Source organism: Curtobacterium citri, from assembly GCF_030362955.1.
GTDB classification, from domain to species: domain Bacteria; phylum Actinomycetota; class Actinomycetes; order Actinomycetales; family Microbacteriaceae; genus Curtobacterium; species Curtobacterium citri.
Genome location: NZ_JAUCML010000007.1, coordinates 29,658 through 48,529, shown reverse-complemented (window position 1 = coordinate 48,529; position 18,872 = coordinate 29,658). Strand labels below are relative to the sequence as shown.

Sequence of the window (18,872 nt, the reverse complement as noted above, 5' to 3'; positions counted from 1 at the left end):
AGGAGTCATCATGTTCGCAGGCCTCACAGGGCTCCACCTGCTGATCATCCTCGGGATCGTCATCCTGCTCTTCGGTGCGACCAAGCTCCCGGCGCTCGCCAAGGGCCTCGGCCAGTCGATCAACATCTTCAAGAAGGAGATGGGCGACGACAAGAAGAACGACGACGGCACGGTGAACACCGTCGTGACGGACCCGGCTGCCCAGCCCACGGCGCAGCCGACCGCGCAGCCCGTCGTCAACCCCGGTCCCTCGGTGCAGCCCAACGCGCACTCGAGCGCCGAGCCCAAGAACTAGGACACCCAGCCCCGTCCTGTCGGCAGCCCCCGCGACCATCTCGGTCGCGGGGGCTTCGGCGTTCGCCGGGGATCCGTCCCCGCAGGGTCGGTGCTGCGCGGTCAGGCGGTCGCCGGCCGGGGATCGTCGAGCGCTCGGGACGCGCGGCGGGTCAGGGCCTCGAGCGGCCCCCGTCGACCCGACCGGTCCACGAGCAGCGCGGTGACGACCGCCACGACGGCGAGCACGGTGAACGGGAACCACCCGTGCAGCGCGGGCACCGGGTCCGGGTTGCCCGCGGCGAACCAGGCACCGATCGCCAGGACGTGCCCGCAGTAGAGCGTCAGGGCGAGGCGACCGACCGCGCGCAGCGGCAGGAGGACCGACGCGAGCCGGACGGCGACGAGGCAGAGAGCGGCGAGGACGGCCAGCGCGATCCCGAGCGCTCCGACGAGCTCGAACGACGACCCCGAGTGCGGCGTGACGTCCAGGAGCCGCTCCCACTGGATCTGCGGGAACGGCGGGAACTCCGGTCGGAGCTGCACCACGTCGGGGCCGCCGCTCGGCACGATCTTCGACACGGGGCCCGCCCCGCCGCCCGACGTCGCAGGGACCAGCATCCCGACCGGGCCGACGACGCCGAGCGCAGATCCGAGGAGGGCACCGCCGCCGTACCCCACGACGGCCATCGCGGTGCCGACGACCAGCATCCGGCGGAGCAGCGGTGCGCGGTCGAGGCCGAGTCGTGCGACGAGCACCCCGGCGAGCACGACGCCGAACCAGGACACCGCCGGGTAGCCGACGAACAGCAGGTCGGCGATGCCGCTCCCGCTCATCTCGACGACGGCCTGACCGACGAGTGCGAGCACGGGTCCCACGCCCAGGGAGAGCGCGGTCGCGAGGACGACCCAGCGGAGCCGGAGTCGGAGGAAGGGCAGCGCGGCCACGAACAGGACCGCGTAGGTCGGCAGGATGACGAGGACGCCCCCTGGGACGAGCGTGAGGAGCGCGCCGATCGCCAGGAGCACCGCGGCGCGAGCCAGCACGTGCCGACGGTCGCGCAGGAGACCGCCTCCGGGACGGCCGGTCGTCGCGCGTCCGGTGGTCTCGGGATCGGCACGCGGTCCGGTGGTGAGCAGGACGAGCGAGACGCCGGCGCACAGGGCGAACAGGACCGAGGACCGGCCGTTCACGAGGTCGGGCCAGCTCGACGGATCCGTCCAGTCGAAGAGCCGGTCCGCTGCCCCGACGTGGGCGGCGAACATGCCGAGGACGGCGAGCCCGCGAGCGGCGTCGAGGCCGGCGAGACGTGGACGGGTGGGGGCGAGGACATGTTGCATGTCGACGATGCTCGCGAGCGCGCTGTTTCGTCGGTGCAACCGGTCGCCGGGTGTCGCCGGCGAGGATGATGGGCGCATGACCGCTCCGGCCGCAACGGCTCCGCTCCGCGACGACCGCCGAGTGGTCCTCGTGGTCGCGATCCTGGCGTCGTTCGTCGTCGGGCTCGACTCGAGCGTCGTCAACGTCGCCCTGCCGGCGATCCGCCGGGAGCTCGGCGGTGGTCTCGTCGTGCAGCAGTGGACCGTGGACGCCTACCTGGTCACGCTCGGCTCGTTGATCCTGGTCGCCGGCTCCCTCTCCGACCTGTTCGGCCGCGTCCGGATCATCCGGTGGGGCCTGGTCGTCTTCGGCGTCGCCTCGGTGGTGTGCGCGATCGCACCGACCGGCGAGGTCCTGGTCGTCGCCCGGGCGTTCCAGGGCGTCGGTGGAGCGCTGGTGACCCCGAGTGCCCTGGCGCTCATCGTCGCGGCGTTCCGGGGTGCGGCGCAGGCGAAGGCGATCGGGTCGTGGACGGCCTGGTCGAGTGCGGCGTCCATCCTCGGGCCGGTCGTCGGCGGGCTGATCGTCGACGGCATCGGCTGGCGCTGGATCTTCGTCGTGACGGCCGTGCCGATCGCGGTGACGATCCCCCTGGTCCGGCGGATCTCCGGCGACGTGGTCACCGGTGACCGTCCGCGGGTGGACGTCGTCGGCGCGGTGCTCGCTGTGGTCGGGGTCGGCGGTGTCGTCCTCGGCCTGATCGAGCAGGAGCGCCTCGGGTGGGGCGCCCCGGTGGTGGTCGCCGCGCTCGTGCTCGGCGCCGCGTCCCTCGTGGCGTTCGTGCCGTGGGAGCTCCGCGTGACCCGCACCGCCGGTTCGCCCCTGGTGCCGCTCGAGCTCTTCCGGGCACGCAACTTCACGGTCGGCAACCTGGCGACGCTCTCGATCTACGGGGCGCTCGGGATGGTGTTCTTCGTCGTGACCCTGTTCCTGCAGGAGGTGTGGGGCTTCCCCGCCTGGGTGGCCGGACTCGCGACGTTGCCGCCCACGCTGATGCTCCTGGCGCTGTCCACCACGGTCGGTTCGTTCTCCGGCCGGTACGGTCCGCGGTGGTTCATGGCTGCCGGGCCGGCCGTGGCCGCGGTCGGCGCGCTGCTCATGCTGCTCGCCGGCGACGACCCGGCGGGCTACTGGTGGTCGGTGCTGCCCGGGCTGGTGCTGATCGGCGCGGGGATCGCGACCATGGTGACGCCGCTGACGAGTGCCGTGCTCGGATCGGTGCCGCAGGCGGAGGCCGGTGCCGGATCCGCCGTGAACAACGCGGTCGCCCGCATCGCCGGGCTGGTGACGGTGGCCCTGGCAGGCGTCGTCCTGGGCGGCGGGGTGAGCGTCGACGGACTGCACCGCGCGATGGTCGTGATGGCGCTGCTGCTGGCAGCCGGGGCCGTCGTCAGCGCGGTCGGGATCCGGAATGCACCGCTGCGCTCGTAAGTTGAGTGCAGTAGACTCAAGTACACCACCACCGCACGGAAAGGACGGACCGCATGGCGAACCTCCAGGGCGCCCCCGACTCGCAGGAACGGCAGAAGACCGCCCTCGAGCAGTACGGCGTCGACCTGACCGCGATCGCGCGGAGCGGCAAGCTCGACCCGGTGATCGGCCGTGACGCAGAGATCCGCCGCGTCTCCCAGGTGCTGACGCGCCGGACCAAGAACAACCCGGTCCTCATCGGCGAGCCGGGTGTCGGCAAGACCGCCGTGGTCGAGGGCCTGGCGCAGCGCATCGTCGCCGGCGACGTCGCCGACTCGTTGAAGGACAAGCGACTCGTGTCGCTCGACATGTCCGCGCTCATCGCCGGGGCGAAGTACCGCGGCGAGTTCGAGGAGCGGCTCAAGGCCGTCCTCAAGGAGATCGACGACTCCGACGGCCAGGTCATCACCTTCATCGACGAGCTGCACACACTCATGGGTGCCGGCGGCGGCGAGGGCTCCGTCGCGGCATCGAACATGCTCAAGCCGATGCTCGCACGCGGCGAGCTGCGGCTGATCGGCGCGACGACCCTCGACGAGTACCGCGAGTACATCGAGAAGGACGCCGCCCTCGAGCGGCGCTTCCAGCAGGTGTTCGTGGGGGAGCCGAGCGTCGAGGACACCGTGGCGATCCTCCGCGGACTCAAGGAGCGGTACGAGGCGCACCACAAGGTGACGATCAACGACTCCGCGCTGGTGGCGGCCGCGAGCCTCTCGAACCGGTACATCTCCGGTCGACAGCTGCCGGACAAGGCGATCGACCTCATCGACGAGGCGGCGAGCCGGCTCCGCATGGAGATCGACTCGAGCCCGGTCGAGATCGACGAGCTCAAGCGCAGCGTCGACCGCCTGCGGGTCGAGGAGTTCGCGCTGAAGCAGGAGCGAGACGACGCGTCGAAGGCGCGGCTCGCGACCCTGCGCGCCGAGCTCGACAGCCGGCAGGCGCGGCTCGACGAGCTCGAGCAGCGCTGGCAGGCCGAGCGCGCGAGCCTCAACCGCATCGGTGAGCTCAAGCAGCAGCTCGACGAGCTCAACATGCGCAGCCAGCGTGCCCAGCGCGAGGCCGACTACGAGACCGTCTCGCGGCTCGAGTACGGCGAGAAGCCCCGCATCGAGGCCGAGCTGGCCGCCGCCGAGCAGGCCGAGAGTGCGGACCGCATGGTGAACGACAGCGTCGCGGACGAGGACATCGCCGCCGTGATCGCCCAGTGGACGGGCATCCCGATGGGCCGCCTGCTGCAGGGCGAGACCGAGAAGCTCCTGCACCTGGAGACCGAGCTCGGCCGCCGGATCATCGGGCAGCGCGCTGCGGTGTCGACCGTGTCCGAGGCGGTCCGTCGCACCCGCGCCGGGATCTCGGACCCGGACCGTCCGACGGGCTCGTTCCTGTTCCTCGGCCCGACCGGCGTCGGCAAGACCGAGCTGGCCAAGGCGCTGGCCGAGTTCCTGTTCGACGACGAGAAGGCCCTCGTCCGCATCGACATGAGCGAGTACGGCGAGAAGCACTCGGTCGCGCGGCTCATCGGTGCCCCGCCCGGGTACGTCGGGTACGAGGCCGGCGGGCAGCTCACCGAGACCGTCCGTCGGCGCCCGTACTCCGTGGTGCTGCTCGACGAGGTCGAGAAGGCGCACCCCGAGGTCTTCGACGTCCTGCTCCAGGTGCTCGACGACGGCCGGCTCACGGACGGGCAGGGTCGGACGGTCGACTTCCGGAACACGATCGTGATCCTGACGTCGAACCTCGGCTCGCAGTTCATGACCGACCTGACGCTGACCGAGGTCCAGCGCGAGGAGGCCGTGCGGGAGCTCGTGCAGCAGGCGTTCCGACCCGAGTTCGTGAACCGGCTCGACGACATCGTCGTGTTCCAGGCGCTCACCACCGAGGACCTCGGTCAGATCGTCTCGCTGGACGTCGACCGGCTGGCGCGACGCCTCACCGACCGACGACTCGAGCTCGCCGTCACGCCCTCCGCCCGCGGGTGGCTGGCGGAGCGCGGGTACGACCCGGTGTACGGGGCCCGCCCGCTCCGCCGCCTGATGCAGCGGCAGATCGACGACCGGCTGGCGCGGGCGATCCTGTCGGGCGACGTGCGCGACGGCGACACCGTCCGGGTCGAAGTCGCCGCGGGTGGCGACGCACTGACGGTGGAGCCGTTCGAGCTGGCGGAGATCGTCGAGGAGTAGGTCGACGCCGGGAGCGTTACGGCGGCGAAACAGCGCAGGCGGGACGGTGGGCGCATGGAACCACAGACCGTCGACACCGTCCCCCTGTTCATCGCCCGGTCCGCGGGTGCGACCGAGTACGTCGTGCGGGTCGACGAACGGCGGGGGACGGTGCACCTCGACTCAGCCGACTCCTAAGCAATGCATGTGAAATGTCACGCGTGCGTGTACTCGTGGTGGACGATGAGACCTCCCTGGCCGACCTCGTCGCGAAGGGGCTCTGCCGCCAGGACATGGCCGTCGACGTCGCCTACCGGGGCGACGAGGCGGACGAACTCCTCGCGGTGAACGACTACGACGTGGTGGTGCTCGACCGCGACCTGCCGGGGCTGCACGGGGACGAGGTCGCCCGTCGGCTCGCCGCCCGCGGCTCGCTCACCCGCATCCTCATGCTCACCGCCGCGACCGCGCTCGCGGACCGCGTGCACGGGCTCGAGCTCGGCGCGGACGACTACCTCGCGAAGCCGTTCGAGTACCCGGAGCTCGTCGCCCGGGTGCGTGCCCTGGGGCGGCGGAGCGTGCCGCCGGTGGCGCCGGTGCTGGAGCGGGACGGTCTCGTCCTCGACTCGAACCGGCGGGTGGCGACGCGGGACGGCCGCCCGCTCGACCTGACCTCCAAGGAGCTCGGGGTGCTCGAGGTGCTGCTCCGCGCGGACGGCCGGATCGTGTCGTCCGAGGAACTGCTCGAGAAGGTCTGGGACATGAACATCGACCCGTTCACCGCGGCCGTCCGGGTGACGGTGTCGAAGCTCCGCAAGAAGCTCGGGACACCGGACCCGATCCGGACCGTGCCCGGGTGCGGGTACGCGTTGTGACGCGGCTCTGGAGCATCGGCACCCGGACGGCCGTCGGGTTCGCGGTGTCGTCGATGGTGCTCACCGCGGGTGTCCTGGTGTTCGTGAACCTCGCGTCGCAGCGGTCGCTGAGCGTCACCGCCGACGCGTCCGGTCCGACCTCGACGTGGTCGCACGTCGCGTCCATCGCGCCCGACCCGGACGCGACCGCCCGCGTGTCCACCGGCGTGAGCGGCAGTGCCGCGTTCGTCCGCGTGGTCGCCGCCCAGCAGTGGCAGTGGTCCGCCGTCGGCATCGTCGCGGCCGGCGTGCTCGCCGGCGTGCTCGGCTGGGTCCTCAGCCGCAGGGTGCTGCGCCCGATCGACCGCATCACGGCCACCACGAACCGCATCTCGGCGTCGACGCTGCACGAGCGGGTCGCCCTGGACGGACCCGACGACGAGCTCCGACGGCTCTCGGCGACGATCGACGCCCTGCTCGACCGGCTCGAGGCGGCGTTCGCGAGCCAGCGGCGGTTCGTGGCGCAGGCGGCGCACGAGCTCCGGACCCCGCTCGCGGTCCAGCGGGCCTCCCTGCAGATCGGCCTGCCCGACGACGCCTCGCCGGGGGAGGTCGCGTCGGTCCGGAGCGAGCTGCTGGAGCAGAACCGGAGGACCGAGCACCTCGTCGAGTCGCTGCTCGTGCTCGCCGAGGCCGAGCGCGGGCTCGAGGACCGCGGCGCGCCGATGGACCTCGACACGATCGTCCGCGACGTCGTCGCCCAGGCCCGACCCCAGGCCGAGGGAGTCGGGGTGACGATCCACACCGAGAGCGCCTCCGCTCCGGTCGGGCTGACCGGCGAGGCGCTCCTGGCGCGGCAGCTCGTCGCCAACCTCGTCGACAACGCCGTCGAGTACAACCACGACGGCGGCGCGGTGCTGGTCCGGACCGGGCCGTGCGGTGTCACCGTGGAGAACACCGGGCCGCTCGTCCCGCCGGCAGACGTCGCGACGCTGACCGAGCCGTTCCACCGCGGTGGGCACGCCGGATCGAAGCGGCACAGCGGTCTGGGGCTGTCGATCGTCGTCGCGATCGCCGATGCGCACGGCTGGGACGTCCGCATCGAACCGCGTCCCGGTGGCGGGCTGCGTGTCGCCGTGCTCGTCCGCCCGCCCGCTGTTTCGTCGGTGTAACCCTCCGCCACACGCTGGCGAAACACCGTGTGCGATGTGCTGGAGCACATGAACGACACCACACGAACCCCCCGACTGGTCCGCGCCGCCGCCGTCCTCGCCCTCGCGCTCGTCGGGCCGACCGCCCTCGCCGCCTGCTCCTCGACGCCGACCTCGCCGTCCACCGGAAACGCTGCGGCATCGGTCGGCGCGAAGTGGGGCGACTGCATGCGTACCGCCGGCTTCCAGGTCGAGGACCCGTCGGACGACCAGGTCCGGAGCGGGGCGGTGACCTCGCCGGCCGGCGTGGACGCGCAGCGCTTCACCGAGGCGTCCGGCAAGTGCGCATCGGACCTCGGCGTCACGGGTGCCGACTCGGCGCAGAAGGACAAGTGGAAGCGCCAGTACGCCGCGGTCGACTCCTGCGTCCGTGAGCAGTACCCGGATGCGCCGGAGCAGGAACCGGGCCTCATCAACTACAGCGACTACCCGCGCGCACAGGAGCCGGAGTTCCAGGACACCCTCTCGTCCTGCCTGAGCAAGCACGCCCCGGACACCCAGCAGCTGGGCCGGTGATCGTCGGCACCTGACCACCGGCACCTGACCACCAGCACGACGAGCATCGGAGACACCACCATGACCACCATCGCCACCCGCACCGGGATCGCCGCCGCGATCCTCGTCCTCGCCGGCGTCCTCGCCGGCTGTTCCGCAGCCGGACCGGGCCCTGCATCCTCGTCGTCCGGACCTGCCCGGTCGAGCGTCGCTCACGCCGTCGCGTCCTGCATGCGCGACGCGGGCTACGACGTGACCGACGACGACTACCAGCGCTTCCCGACCGACGGGGACATCTCCGATCGGCAGGAGGTGTTGGAGAAGTGCACGAAGGAGCACGATCCCGAGACCGCGCGTCAGGCCGAGGAGGCCCAGAACGATCCGGAGTTCCTGGCGATCCAGACGAAGGTCGGGAAGTGCATGCGGAAGGCGGGGTACGCCGACTACCCGGACGATTCCCGCGACGCCGACGCGTACTCCCCGCCCGCGGGTGACCCGGAGTTCGGGGAGGTGCTCCGGAAGTGCTACGAAGGGGCCGGCGCGAGCGTGGTGACGCAGTGAACAGCACCACGACGAAGCGCACGGCCGTCCTCTCGGCATGCCTGGTCGCCGTGCTGGCCGCTGGCCTCGGCACGTGGGCGGTCGTCGGCGGTGCGCCGCAGGAGTCGACCGCCGCCCAGGGCCGGACGCACCACGCCACGGCCCCCGTCACGAAGGGCGACCTCACCGACTCGAAGGTGTTCGCCGGCACCCTCGGGTACGGCGCCCCGACCGGTGTGCCCGGCGCAGCATCCGGCACCGTGACCTGGTTGCCGGAACCCGGGCAGGTCGTCGAGCAGGACCAGCCGCTCTACGCGGTCGACGAGCGGCCCGTCCGCGCGATGTACGGCACGACGCCGCTCTGGCGGACGCTCGAGTACGGCGACAAGGGTGCCGACGTCCGGCAGCTCAACGAGGACCTCGCTGCGCTCGGGTACGACGTCTCCGTCGACGAGGTCTTCGGGAAGCGCACGCTCGCCGCCGTGAAGCGGTGGCAGCGGGACCGGGGCCTGGAGCGCACGGGGACGATCACGGCGAACGACGTCGTGTTCGTCGACGGGGCCGTGCGGGTCGACTCGGTGGTCGCGAAGCTCGGGCAGCCGGCCGCCGGCGACGTCCTCGAGGTGACCAGCACCAAGCGGGTCGTGAACGCCTCGGTGTCGCAGACCGACGCGGAGCGCCTGCCCGTCGGGGCGAAGGTGCGCGTCCGGATCAACGGTGGCGGTGCCCCGGTCGACGGCGAGGTGGTCGACGCCGAGACGAGCGAGGCGGACGGCGATGGGAAGACCGTGGTCACCACGATCGCGTTCGACGCCGGCGACCGACAGCTGCCGGCTGCGGCGTCCGTGCAGGTCGAGGCGCCCGGTCAGACCGCGACGGACGTGCTGTCCGTGCCGGTGCAGGCGCTCGCCGCCGGCGGCCGCGGCGGCGAGTACAGCGTCGAGGTCGTCCGACGTGACGGCACCACGAAGCGCGTCCGCGTCGAGGTCGGACTCGTCGCCGACGGACGCGCGGCGGTCACCGGTGCCGTGCACGAGGGCGACGAGGTCGTGGTGCCCTCGTGAGCGTCGCGTCCCTCGCCGAGGGAACAGCCGCCGGGCCCACCGCCGGGCCGACCGCGGCGGCGACGGTGGTCCACCTCCGTGACGTCGTGAAGACCTACGGCGACGTCCAGGCACTCCGCGGCGTCTCGCTGGACGTCACCGCGGGGGAGCTCGTGGCGGTCGTCGGCCCCTCCGGGTCGGGCAAGTCCACGATGCTCAACACGGTGGGCACGCTCGACCGACCGACGTCCGGCACCGTGCGGATCGCCGGGCACGACGTCGGGTCGATGCGCGACGACGACCTCTCGCGGCTCCGCGCCGAGCACATCGGGTTCGTCTTCCAGCACTTCCACCTGCAGGCGGGCGCGACGGCGGCGGAGAACGTCGCCGACGGGCTCCTCTACGCCGGGGTCCCGCGGCGCACCCGCCTGGAGCGCGCGGAGGACGCCCTCGGACGGGTCGGTCTCGGCCACCGTGTCGGTCACCGCCCGACCGAGCTGTCCGGCGGCGAGAAACAGCGCGTCGCGATCGCCCGCGCCATCGTCGGCGACCCCACGATCCTGCTGGCCGACGAACCCACCGGAGCGCTGGACAGCGCGAGCGGGCAGCGGATCCTGGCACTGCTCCGCGAGCTGAACGACGGCGGGACGACGGTGCTCGTCATCACGCACGACCTCGCCCTGGCGGCCTCGCTGCCGCGGCAGGTGCGCATGCGGGACGGCGCCGTCGAGGAGGACTCCAGCACGTCGGACGCCGGGGCGCTCGCCGACGCGATCGCCGGGGTCGCCCGGTGAGCGCGCACTCGACGAGCCCGCGCACGACGAGCGCGCACACGGTGCGCCCAGCGGGGCCGCGGACACGGACGGTCGGTCCGGGTGACCTCCTCCGGCTCGGGGTCTTCGGCCTCCGGACGCGGCCGGGCCGGGTCGTGCTGTCGGCGCTCGGCATCGCGATCGGCATCGCCGCGATGATCGCCGTCGTCGGGATCTCGTCGTCGAGCAAGGCGGCGCTCGACCGGGTGCTCGACGCGCTCGGGACGAACGTCCTGACCGTGACGAAGGCGCAGGGGTTCGGGGAGGTCGCGCCCCTGCCCACGACCGCCGTCGAGTCCGTCCTCCGCCAGCCCGACGTGCAGGCCGCCGCGGGCGTCGGCGAGGCGAAGGACGGCCGGGTCTACCGCAGCCCCTTCGTGCCGGCCGCGGAGACGAAGGGCGTCGGCGTGATGACGACGTGGGGCGACGTCCCCGCGGTGCTCGGCGGGTCGCTCGCGGCCGGCCGCTGGGTCGACCCGTCACCGGACGCTCCCGCGCAGGCCGTGCTCGGTGCGGCGGCGGCCGAGAACCTCGGGATCGACCGGCTCCGCCCGGACACCGCGGTGTGGATCGGCGGGCAGCGGGTGCAGGTCGTCGGGATCCTCGCGCCGATGCAGCTCGCGGAGGACCTGGACAACCAGGTCTTCGTCCCGCGGGGGTTCGCGGCGTCCCTCGGCTTCGACGGGCACCCGACGGCGGTCTACACCCGCGTGGACCCGGAGCGCGTGGCGGCGGCGCGCGACGTCCTCGCGAACGCGGTCCGGCCCGATCGGCCGCAGGAGGTCGGCGTGACCCGTCCGTCCGACGCCCTCGCGGCGAAGAACGCGACGGACGACTCCTTCACGGGCCTCCTCGTCGGCATCGGCGGGGTCGCCCTGCTGGTCGGGGGCATCGGCGTGGCGAACACGATGGTGATCACCGTCCTCGAACGCCGGGCCGAGGTCGGCGTCCGTCGCGCGCTCGGTGCCCGTCGACGGAACATCCGCGACCAGTTCCTGGTGGAGTCGCTCTTGCTGTCGTTCCTCGGGGGCGTGGCCGGCGTCGTCATCGGGCTCGCGGTGACCATCACCTTCGCGGTCGGTCAGGGCTGGCCGGTGGCGATCCCGCTCTGGGCGGTCGGTGGTGGCCTCGCGGCGACCGTGGTGATCGGCGGCGTCTCCGGGCTCTACCCCGCTGCGCGCGCTGCGCGCATCCCACCCACGTCGGCACTGGCGGCCGTCTGAGCGGCGACGCGTGATCCGCGCAGCGCACCGGTCTGGAGGCCCGGTGCCGGTTCCTGGAACCGGCACCGGGCCTCCCGGCCTAGCGTCCAGGGCATGCCTGAGCTGCCGATCATCCGCCGCCTGACCGACTCCATCGAGCACGCGAGCGTGCTCGACAAGGCCGTCGACCTCGACACGCGCGTCGTCCGTGCCGTCGCGAAGCCGAAGGCCCTGCGGCAGCTGCTGCACGGCGTGCCGTTCGGTCACCCCCTGCACCCGCTGATGGTGCAGGTGCCGCTGGGCGCCTGGATCTCGGCGGCCGTCCTCGACACGATCGGCGGGAAGGGCAACGCGCGGGCCGCGCAGACGCTGACCGGGGTCGGGATCGCCTCGGCCGGCAGCGCCTCGATCGCCGGCTACGTCGACTGGGCGGAACTCTCCCTCGAGCAGCGTCGGACCGGGTGGGTGCACCAGGCCGTGAACTGGGTCGGCATCACGTTCTTCGGGCTGTCGTGGTGGCAGCGCCGGAAGGGCAACACCGCCGCGGGCAAGGCGCTCGGCTTCGTCGGGCTGACCGTCGTCGGCGTCGGCGGCTACCTCGGCGGCCACCTGTCGTACCGCCAGCGCGCCGGTGTCGGGTCGAGCGACCGCGTGCCGTTCGACGCCTGACCCGCCGTACGCCTGACCCGCCGGACCCCGGACGCCCGATCCGCTGCTGCGGATCGGGCGTTCGTTGCGTTCGTGTTGGTTCACCTGCGGAACAGTTGCGTTCGTGTTGCTTCTGGGCGTACAGTTCCTGAAACCAACGGGAACGAAGGAGTTCGGGCATGTACGCAACGGAGCGGCAGGACGCCATCGCCGCCGCGCTGCAGTCGGCCGGGCGGGTGTCGGTCGCCGACCTCGCCGAGCACTTCGACGTGACCACCGAGACCGTCCGGCGCGACCTCGACGCCCTCGAGACCGCCGGTGTCCTGCGCCGGGTGCACGGCGGGGCGGTCCCCGTCGGTCGGTCGAGCGTCGTCGAGCTCAGCGTCGCCGAGCGCGAGGGACAGCACGGCACCGCGAAGACCGCGATCGCGCGCGCCGCGATGCGGCTCGTGCCGTCGACCTTCACCGGCTCGATCGCCCTCGACGCGGGCACGACCTGCGCCGCCGTCGCCGCCGAGCTCGCACGGTGGGAGCCCGCGACGCCCGGGGCGACCCTGACCGTCGTCACCAACTCGGTGCCGATCGCCGCGGTCCTGCAGCACAGCGCCCACGTCGAACTCCACCTGCTCGGCGGCCGGGTCCGCGGGGTGACGAGCGCCGCCGTCGGCACCGCGACCGTCGAGCAGATCGCCGGTCTGCGTCCCGACGTCGCCTTCGTCGGCACGAACGGCCTGTCCGCGGGCTTCGGGCTGAGCACGCCCGACGAGTACGAGGCCGGCGTGAAGGGCGCGTACGTCCTCGCCGCGCGCCGGAGCGTCGTGCTCGCCGACGCCGCGAAGCACGGGGTGGAGGCGCTCATGCGCTTCGCACGCCTCGACGAGATCGACACGCTCGTCACCGACCAGGAGCCCCCGGCGGACCTCGCCGTCGCGCTCGCCGACGCCGATGTGGAGGTCGTGGTCGCATGAGGCCCGAGAACGGCACCGTCCAGCACAGCACCCGCATCGTCACCGTGACGCCCAACCCGTCCCTCGACCGCACGATCGAGCTCGGCGGCGAGCTGCAGCGCGGCGCCGTCCAGCGTGCCGTGCGCACGACGGCCGAGCCCGGCGGCAAGGGCGTCAACGTGTCCCGCGTGGTCGTCGCGAGCGGGGGCGACACCCTCGCCGTCCTGCCGGGCGACGAGCTCGACCCCGTCCTGCTCGGCCTGGCGACCCGGGGCATCCCCACCCTCGCGCTGCCGATCGGTGCGCCGCTGCGGTCGAACGTGACCGTCACCGAGCCGACCGGCACGACGACGAAGCTCAACGAGCCCGGCCCCTCGCTGGCCGGACGGCTCGACGACCTCGCCGCGCTCGTGGCCGACGCCGCGGGCCCGACGCCGACCGGACCGGCCGCCCGCTGGGTCGTCCTCGCCGGTTCGCTCCCGCCCGGTCTGCCCGACGACGCCCTCGCCGTGCTCGTCCGCGCGGTCCGCCGGCGGCACGGCGACGACGTCCGGATCGCGGTCGACTCGTCGGGCGTCCCGTTCACCGCGCTGCTGCAGTCCGGCGAGCGGATCGACCTGGTGAAGCCGAACGCCGAGGAGCTCGCCGAGGTCGTCGGTGGTGACCCGGAGGTCTACGAGCGGGACCTCGAGGCCGCCGTCGCCGCGGCGCACCGGCTTCGCGACAAGCACGTCGACACGGTGCTGCTGACGCTCGGCAGCGCCGGCGCCGTCCTGGTGTCGGACGAGGGCGCCTTCGCCGCCGCCGCACCCCGGATCGTCGCCCGTTCGACGGTCGGCGCGGGGGACTCCTCCCTCGCCGGCTACCTGCTGGCCGAGGTCGCCGGGGCGTCCGCCGCCGACCGCCTCGCCCAGGCCGTCGCCACGGGAGCTGCCGCCGCGGCCCTCCCCGGCAGCGACGTCCCCGCACTCGACCACACCGACCCCGGCGGCGTGACCGTCCGGACCCTGCACACGACGCAGGTCCCGGCACCGATCGCCTGACCGGACACCCACCCCTGCGCCACCCCACCACCCGTACTGCCCGCGCCACGGCGCCCTTGCAAAGGAGCAACCCCATGTCCGCAGACACGACGCAGCGCCTCATCAGCGCCGAGCTCGTCGGCCTCGACGAGGACCTCGGCGGGACGTCGTCCGACGTCATCCGCGTGCTCGCCGACCGCGTCGCCGCGACCGGCCGCGCGGCCGACGGCGCCACCCTGGCCGAGGACGCCCTCAAGCGCGAGGCGAGCGTGGGCACCGGCGTGCCCGGCGGCATCGCGATCCCGCACGCCCGGTCGGCCTCGGTGTCGAGCCCGACGCTGGCGTTCTCGCGCCTCGCCCGGAAGGTGCCGTTCGGCGCCCCGGACGGCGACGCCGACGTCGTCTTCATGATCGCCGTGCCCGAGGGGGCCGACAAGGACCACCTCACGGTCCTGTCGACCCTGGCCCGAGCGCTCATCCGCGAGGACTTCACCGCCGCGCTGCGTGCCGCGTCCACCCCGCAGGAGGTCGTCGACCTCGTCCAGCGCGAGGTGGGTGGCGAGGTCGCCGCAGCCGGCGTCGGGAACGCGAGCAGTGCCGCCCGTCCGACCACGACGCAGCCCGCGCAGGCAGCCGCAGCCGGCGGTGCGACCGGCGGCGCCACCGGCGCGCGCAAGGTCATCGTCGGCGTCACCGCGTGCCCGACCGGCATCGCGCACACCTACATGGCCGCCGACGCCCTCGTCGCCGCGGCCGAGCGCGCCGGTGCCGAGATGCACGTCGAGACGCAGGGGTCCTCGCAGGTCGAGCCCCTCGACCCGGCGATCATCGCCCGTGCCGACGCCGTCGTCTTCGCGGTCGACGTGGACGTCCGCGACCGCGGGCGCTTCGCCGGCAAGCCGCTCGTCTCCGGACCGGTCAAGCGCGGTGTCGACGAGCCCGACGCGATGATCGCCGAGGCCATCCGCGCGGCCGACGACCCGCACGCCGCACGCGTGCAGGGCGGCGCCGCGAGCACGTCGGAGTCCACCAAGACCGACGAGCACTTCGGCCAGGCGCTCAAGCGCTGGCTGCTCACCGGTGTGAGCTACATGATCCCGTTCGTCGCGGGCGGCGGGCTGCTCATCGCGCTCGGCTTCCTGCTCTCCGGCTACGCGATCGCGCTGCCGCACGGCGACTCCGGGCAGAACAACGCCGTCTACACGCTGACGAACTACACGTTGCTCAACCTGCCGCCGGAGGGCCTCGGCTACTACCTCGGCGCCGCCGCGTTCCAGATCGGTGGGGTGTCCCTCGGGTTCCTCGTCGCCGCCCTCGCCGGGTACATCGCCTACGCGATCGCCGACCGGCCGGGCATCGCGCCGGGCTTCGTCGCCGGGTCGATCGCCGTCTTCATGAACGCCGGCTTCCTCGGCGGGCTCGTCGGCGGTCTCATCGCCGGTGCCGCCGCCTACTGGATCGGACGCATCCCCACCTGGCGCTGGCTCCGTGGCCTCATGCCGGTCGTGATCATCCCGCTGTTCGCGTCGATCATCGCCTCGGGCCTCATGCTCCTCGTGCTCGGCGGCCCGATCGCGTGGCTGATGACCCAGCTGACCGGGTTCCTCAACTCGCTCTCCGGTGCCTCGGCGATCCTGCTCGGCATCATCCTCGGCCTGATGATGGCCTTCGACCTCGGTGGCCCGGTCAACAAGGTCGCCTACGCGTTCGCCGTCGCCGGCCTCGGTGCGGGCACCGCCACGAACGTGGTGCCGTTCGAGATCATGGCGGCCGTGATGGCCGCGGGCATGGTCCCGCCGCTGGCCCTGGCGCTCGCCTCGACCGTGCTGTACCGCAACGGCTTCACGAAGCCGGAGCGCGAGAACGGCAAGGCCGCCTGGCTGCTCGGCGCGTCCTTCATCTCCGAGGGGGCGATCCCGTTCGCGGCGGCCGACCCGCTGCGCGTCATCCCCGCCTCGATGATCGGTGCCGCGGTCACGGGTGCGATCTCGATGGGTGCCGGCGTCACGTCGCGCGCTCCGCACGGTGGCATCTTCGTGTTCTTCGCGATCGGGGACATCGCGATGTTCATCGTCGCGATCCTGGCCGGCACGGTCGTCTCCGCGCTCGTCCTGGTCGGGCTGAAGAAGTGGGTGCGTCGGGCGCCCGCCGCCGAGGCGGCGTCGGCCGAGCAGGCCGCCGTGGCCGGCGAGACGGTCGGCCAGCGCGCACCGGCCGCCGTGTAGCGGTCGTCACCACCTGACGGACGGGAGGCCCGTGGCGGATCCGCCACGGGCCTCCCGTCCGTCGTGTGCGCGCGCAGCGCCCGTGACTGGTCGTCGAGGTTCCGCAATGTCGGAACCTCGAGCGCCTGCACACCCACCCGTGCAACCTCGACGGCCCTGGAACGGCGAGTCTCGGAACCTCGGCGACCCACGGCCGGGCACGTCGGAGGCGTCTCGGGTCGACACCGGCGTCTCGAGGCGACGTCGGCACCTGGAGACGGTCGGGCGCACGCACCGCGGTCTGTCAGGACACTCAGGGACACTGGCGGCATGACGACCGCCCTGACGCTGCCGCCGACCCTGCCCGCCACGATCACGGCGGGGTCCCGGACGGAGGGGACGGAGGACCTCGGCGGGCTGTCCGGCCTGGTGCTCCAGCTCATCGACGCCCTGGGGGAGTGGGGCGTCGCACTCATGCTCTTCGTCGAGACCGTGTTCCCGCCGATCCCGTCCGAGGTGATCCTGCCGCTCGCGGGCTTCCTCGCCGGCGCCGGGCGGATGAACCTCGTCCTCGTGCTGCTGCTCGCCACGCTCGGGTCGTACCTCGGGGCGCTCGTGCTCTACTGGCTCGGGGCGGCGATCGGCTTCGAGCGGACCGTGCGCTGGCTCGGCCGGCTGCCGCTCGTCGACGAGGACGACTTCCGGAAGGCCGCGGACTGGTTCCACCGGCACGGGAAGAGCGCGGTGTTCTTCGGCCGGTTCGTGCCGATCGTCCGGAGCCTCATCTCGCTGCCGGCCGGCGCGGACCGGATGCACCTGGCGACGTTCTCGCTCTTCACGATCATCGCGAGCGGCATCTGGAACAGCGCGCTCATCCTGCTGGGAGCGGCGTTCGGCACGCAGTACGACAAGGTCGAGCAGTACACGGAGTGGATCGACCGGGTGCTGTACGTCGCGATCGCCGTGGTCGTCGTGACGTTCGTCGTCCGCCGGGTCCGCCGCGCACGAGCCGACCGTGCGCAGCGGCGGAGCGAGGCACCGACCGAGGCCGCTCGCGGGCGCCGACGTGCGACACCCGCGAACGACTGACGGTCACTTCTTCGTGAGGGCCGACTCCTTGTGGGCGGCCTTGTTGCCGGACTTCTCCGACTCGACGATCCAGTACGGGTCGTCGTCGGTGGGCTTGAAGTGCTGCCCGTCGAACGTGAAGTCCTTCGTCTTCTTCTCGACGACGGTCCCGGTCGTCTTGCCCTGCGAGGTGTTCCAGTGCACCTCGTCGCCCTTCGACAGCGCCATGATGTCCTCCTTGCGTAGTCCTCGAGATCGCGGAGACCGGACGCTACCCGCACGCATCCGCGGATCTCCGGCGATCTGTCCCCCATCACGATGTCGTAACGCCCCTGCGGGATCGAGGTGGGACGCGTACCGTTGCCCGTGAGTCACCACGCAGGCGCCTGCCGCGGTCCCGATGGCTCCGGACGGAACGATGTACCCCATGACCCTGGTCGACGGCGCACGAGCGGACACGGTCCTCGCGGCCCGGTACCGCCTCGTCAAGCTCATCGGAACCGGTGGGATGGGGTCCGTGTACGAGGCCCGGGACGAGCACACCTACCGCGCCGTCGCCGTGAAGCTCTTCGCGACGCCGGACTCGATGACGACGGCCGACCGCGTCCGCCAGGAGCGCGAGATCCGGTTGCTGAGCATGCTCTCGCACCCCGGCCTCGTGCCGCTCTACGACGCGGGCACCCACGAGTTCGAGGACGGCCCGCACCGCTTCATCGTGATGGAGCTCATCGCCGACACCACGCTGCTGCGTCGTCTCGCCGGTGGAGCCCTGCACAACTACGAGGTGGCCGACCTCGGCGCCCAGCTAGCCGACGCCCTGGCCTACGTGCACTCCCGTGGCATCGTCCACCGGGACGTCAAGCCGGCGAACATCCTCATCAACGACGAGGGTGCCTCCGGGTTCGCCCGGTCGGTCAAGCTGACGGACTTCGGCGTCGCCCACTTCGTCGACGGCTCGCGCCTGACCAACGACGGCACGATCATCGGCACCGCCGCCTACCTCAGCCCCGAGCAGGTCGCCGGCGAACCGATCGGCTTCGCCACCGACGTGTACTCGCTCGGCCTGGTGCTGCTCGAGTCGCTGACCGGCAAGCAGGAGTACTCCGGCACCCTGATCGAGGCGGCGCTCGCGCGGCTCCGCAACGACCCGCACGTCCCCGAGGAGGTCGGTCCGGACTGGAAGGACCTGCTCGCCAAGATGACGCACCGCGACCCGGCCAAGCGGCCGACGGCGGTGGCGGTCGCGAGCGCGCTCCGCGGCGGGTCGACGCAGGTCACCGGTCCGGTGCCGCTCGGTCCCGAGCGCATCAAGCACAAGCGGGACACGAAGATGCACCGCGCCGCGCACCGGCACGCCAAGCGGGGCACGTTCAGCGCGGTCCGCCGCTGGCGTCGACGGAACGTCCTGGTGGGGTCCTTCGCGACCTTCGGTGTGCTGGCTGCCTGCGCCGCCGCGTACGTCGCGGGCACCCTGCACTGACGTCGGTCCCGCCGTGCGCGGACCGGGTCCGAGCGGCCGCCGGCCCTGGCAGGATGGACG

19 protein-coding genes are annotated in these 18,872 nt (G+C 72.7%); 17 read left to right on the top strand and 2 right to left on the bottom strand.

Annotated elements, in window-relative coordinates:
• Positions 1-10: 10 nt before the first annotated feature.
• Entirely contained in the window at positions 11-295 is a 285-nt protein-coding gene (tatA, locus tag QUG92_RS11555) for a twin-arginine translocase TatA/TatE family subunit (RefSeq protein ID WP_289459167.1), read from the top strand.
• Positions 296-396: 101 nt separating this feature from the next.
• On the opposite strand, the gene QUG92_RS11550 is transcribed toward tatA, so the two are convergent.
• Entirely contained in the window at positions 397-1,614 is a 1,218-nt protein-coding gene (locus QUG92_RS11550) for a heparan-alpha-glucosaminide N-acetyltransferase domain-containing protein (protein WP_289459166.1), read from the bottom strand.
• A 76-nt stretch (positions 1,615-1,690) separates the two neighbouring features.
• Between QUG92_RS11550 and QUG92_RS11545 the strand changes: the two genes are divergently transcribed.
• From QUG92_RS11545 to QUG92_RS11475, 15 genes are all read left to right on the top strand, one after another.
• Positions 1,691-3,085: an MFS transporter gene (locus QUG92_RS11545; RefSeq protein WP_289459165.1), complete on the top strand. Its 1,395-nt coding sequence runs from the start codon at positions 1,691-1,693 to the stop codon at positions 3,083-3,085.
• 53 nt (positions 3,086-3,138) lie between these two features.
• The gene (locus QUG92_RS11540; protein WP_289459164.1) at positions 3,139-5,307 is read left to right on the top strand and encodes an ATP-dependent Clp protease ATP-binding subunit; all 2,169 of its coding nucleotides are present in this window, start codon (positions 3,139-3,141) and stop codon (positions 5,305-5,307) included.
• 54 nt (positions 5,308-5,361) lie between these two features.
• Positions 5,362-5,484 (top strand): hypothetical protein, encoded by a 123-nt coding sequence (locus QUG92_RS11535; RefSeq protein ID WP_284445386.1) that lies wholly within the window; start codon positions 5,362-5,364, stop codon positions 5,482-5,484.
• 23 nt (positions 5,485-5,507) lie between these two features.
• Positions 5,508-6,161: a response regulator transcription factor gene (locus tag QUG92_RS11530; RefSeq protein ID WP_069712034.1), complete on the top strand. Its 654-nt coding sequence runs from the start codon at positions 5,508-5,510 to the stop codon at positions 6,159-6,161.
• Positions 6,143-7,312, top strand: a complete 1,170-nt coding sequence (locus QUG92_RS11525) for a sensor histidine kinase (RefSeq protein ID WP_289459162.1) — start codon at positions 6,143-6,145, stop codon at positions 7,310-7,312. Before QUG92_RS11530 ends, QUG92_RS11525 begins: the two co-directional genes overlap by 19 nt.
• A 48-nt stretch (positions 7,313-7,360) precedes the next feature.
• Positions 7,361-7,867, top strand: a complete 507-nt coding sequence (locus QUG92_RS11520; protein ID WP_289459161.1) for a hypothetical protein — start codon at positions 7,361-7,363, stop codon at positions 7,865-7,867.
• 60 nt (positions 7,868-7,927) lie between these two features.
• Complete coding sequence (locus QUG92_RS11515; RefSeq protein WP_289459160.1) at positions 7,928-8,407, top strand: hypothetical protein; 480 nt, start codon at positions 7,928-7,930, stop codon at positions 8,405-8,407.
• On the top strand, positions 8,404-9,450 hold the full coding sequence (locus tag QUG92_RS11510) for an efflux RND transporter periplasmic adaptor subunit (RefSeq protein WP_289459159.1): 1,047 nt from the start codon (positions 8,404-8,406) through the stop codon (positions 9,448-9,450). Before QUG92_RS11515 ends, QUG92_RS11510 begins: the two co-directional genes overlap by 4 nt.
• Positions 9,447-10,223, top strand: a complete 777-nt coding sequence (locus QUG92_RS11505) for an ABC transporter ATP-binding protein (protein ID WP_434533048.1) — start codon at positions 9,447-9,449, stop codon at positions 10,221-10,223. The genes QUG92_RS11510 and QUG92_RS11505 overlap by 4 nt, the downstream gene beginning before the upstream one ends.
• A complete protein-coding gene (locus QUG92_RS11500; RefSeq protein ID WP_289459158.1) occupies positions 10,220-11,464 on the top strand; it encodes an ABC transporter permease in 1,245 nt (414 codons plus the stop codon). Before QUG92_RS11505 ends, QUG92_RS11500 begins: the two co-directional genes overlap by 4 nt.
• Positions 11,465-11,557: 93 nt before the next feature.
• The gene (locus tag QUG92_RS11495) at positions 11,558-12,112 is read left to right on the top strand and encodes a DUF2231 domain-containing protein (protein WP_069712039.1); all 555 of its coding nucleotides are present in this window, start codon (positions 11,558-11,560) and stop codon (positions 12,110-12,112) included.
• Positions 12,113-12,270: 158 nt separating this feature from the next.
• The gene (locus tag QUG92_RS11490) at positions 12,271-13,059 is read left to right on the top strand and encodes a DeoR/GlpR family DNA-binding transcription regulator (RefSeq protein WP_182046095.1); all 789 of its coding nucleotides are present in this window, start codon (positions 12,271-12,273) and stop codon (positions 13,057-13,059) included.
• Positions 13,056-14,081 (top strand): 1-phosphofructokinase family hexose kinase, encoded by a 1,026-nt coding sequence (locus QUG92_RS11485; RefSeq protein ID WP_289459157.1) that lies wholly within the window; start codon positions 13,056-13,058, stop codon positions 14,079-14,081. Before QUG92_RS11490 ends, QUG92_RS11485 begins: the two co-directional genes overlap by 4 nt.
• 74 nt (positions 14,082-14,155) lie before the next feature.
• A complete protein-coding gene (locus tag QUG92_RS11480; protein WP_289459156.1) occupies positions 14,156-16,285 on the top strand; it encodes a PTS fructose transporter subunit IIABC in 2,130 nt (709 codons plus the stop codon).
• Between the two features lie 309 nt (positions 16,286-16,594).
• Positions 16,595-17,353 carry a DedA family protein gene (locus QUG92_RS11475; RefSeq protein WP_289459155.1) on the top strand — a complete coding sequence of 253 codons (759 nt, stop codon included), beginning with the start codon at positions 16,595-16,597 and terminating at the stop codon, positions 17,351-17,353.
• 3 nt (positions 17,354-17,356) lie between these two features.
• Here the strand turns inward: QUG92_RS11475 and QUG92_RS11470 are convergent, their stop codons facing one another.
• Complete coding sequence (locus tag QUG92_RS11470; protein ID WP_069712366.1) at positions 17,357-17,560, bottom strand: hypervirulence associated TUDOR domain-containing protein; 204 nt, start codon at positions 17,558-17,560, stop codon at positions 17,357-17,359.
• Between the two features lie 199 nt (positions 17,561-17,759).
• Between QUG92_RS11470 and QUG92_RS11465 the strand changes: the two genes are divergently transcribed.
• Positions 17,760-18,812 carry a serine/threonine-protein kinase gene (locus QUG92_RS11465; protein WP_289459154.1) on the top strand — a complete coding sequence of 351 codons (1,053 nt, stop codon included), beginning with the start codon at positions 17,760-17,762 and terminating at the stop codon, positions 18,810-18,812.
• The last annotated feature ends 60 nt before the right edge of the window (positions 18,813-18,872 follow it).

Coding starts and splice junctions, on each gene's coding strand:
- QUG92_RS11465 (WP_289459154.1), top strand. CDS start 17,760: ATGACCCTGGTCGACGGCGCACGAGCGGACACGGTCCTCGCGGCCCGG.
- QUG92_RS11475 (WP_289459155.1), top strand. CDS start 16,595: ATGACGACCGCCCTGACGCTGCCGCCGACCCTGCCCGCCACGATCACG.
- QUG92_RS11520 (WP_289459161.1), top strand. CDS start 7,361: ATGAACGACACCACACGAACCCCCCGACTGGTCCGCGCCGCCGCCGTC.
- QUG92_RS11540 (WP_289459164.1), top strand. CDS start 3,139: ATGGCGAACCTCCAGGGCGCCCCCGACTCGCAGGAACGGCAGAAGACC.
- QUG92_RS11480 (WP_289459156.1), top strand. CDS start 14,156: ATGTCCGCAGACACGACGCAGCGCCTCATCAGCGCCGAGCTCGTCGGC.
- QUG92_RS11490 (WP_182046095.1), top strand. CDS start 12,271: ATGTACGCAACGGAGCGGCAGGACGCCATCGCCGCCGCGCTGCAGTCG.
- QUG92_RS11470 (WP_069712366.1), bottom strand. CDS start 17,560: ATGGCGCTGTCGAAGGGCGACGAGGTGCACTGGAACACCTCGCAGGGC.
- QUG92_RS11535 (WP_284445386.1), top strand. CDS start 5,362: ATGGAACCACAGACCGTCGACACCGTCCCCCTGTTCATCGCCCGGTCC.
- tatA (WP_289459167.1), top strand. CDS start 11: ATGTTCGCAGGCCTCACAGGGCTCCACCTGCTGATCATCCTCGGGATC.
- QUG92_RS11485 (WP_289459157.1), top strand. CDS start 13,056: ATGAGGCCCGAGAACGGCACCGTCCAGCACAGCACCCGCATCGTCACC.
- QUG92_RS11515 (WP_289459160.1), top strand. CDS start 7,928: ATGACCACCATCGCCACCCGCACCGGGATCGCCGCCGCGATCCTCGTC.
- QUG92_RS11550 (WP_289459166.1), bottom strand. CDS start 1,614: ATGCAACATGTCCTCGCCCCCACCCGTCCACGTCTCGCCGGCCTCGAC.
- QUG92_RS11545 (WP_289459165.1), top strand. CDS start 1,691: ATGACCGCTCCGGCCGCAACGGCTCCGCTCCGCGACGACCGCCGAGTG.
- QUG92_RS11495 (WP_069712039.1), top strand. CDS start 11,558: ATGCCTGAGCTGCCGATCATCCGCCGCCTGACCGACTCCATCGAGCAC.